Annotated in this window: 2 tRNA genes; both read left to right on the forward strand. The window is 44.3% G+C overall.

Annotation, left to right across the window (positions count from 1 at the left end):
• Nucleotides 1–61: 61 nt before the first annotated feature.
• A tRNA-Ile gene (locus ODQ19_RS28030) sits at nt 62–138 on the forward strand.
• Between the two features lie 10 nt (nt 139–148).
• Nucleotides 149–224 (forward strand) — tRNA-Ala (locus ODQ19_RS28035).
• The last annotated feature ends 178 nt before the right edge of the window (nt 225–402 follow it).

The following is a 402-nucleotide window of genomic DNA, read 5'->3' on the forward strand; positions in this document are numbered from 1 at the left end:
TAGAAGCAGCTTTAAGCTCCAAGCTGATAGCTCTTAGCTAATCAGTTACGCGCTCGAAATTGGGTCTGTAGCTCAGTTGGTTAGAGCGCACCCCTGATAAGGGTGAGGTCGGCAGTTCGAATCTGCCCAGACCCACCAATTTTGTTATGGGGCCATAGCTCAGCTGGGAGAGCGCCTGCCTTGCACGCAGGAGGTCAACGGTTCGATCCCGTTTGGCTCCACCATTAACTGCTTCTGCTGTTAGAGTTTAGAAATGAATATTCTGAAGTGAATATTGATTTCTAGTCTTTGATTAGATCGTTCTTTAAAAATTTGGGTATGTGATAGAAAGATAGACTGAACGTTACTTTCACTGGTAACGGATCAGGCTAAGGTAAAATTTGTGAGTTCTCTTAATTGAGA

It is taken from the genome of Pseudomonas sp. AM4(2022) (assembly GCF_036346515.1).
GTDB lineage: Bacteria > Pseudomonadota > Gammaproteobacteria > Pseudomonadales > Pseudomonadaceae > Aquipseudomonas > Aquipseudomonas paracarnis.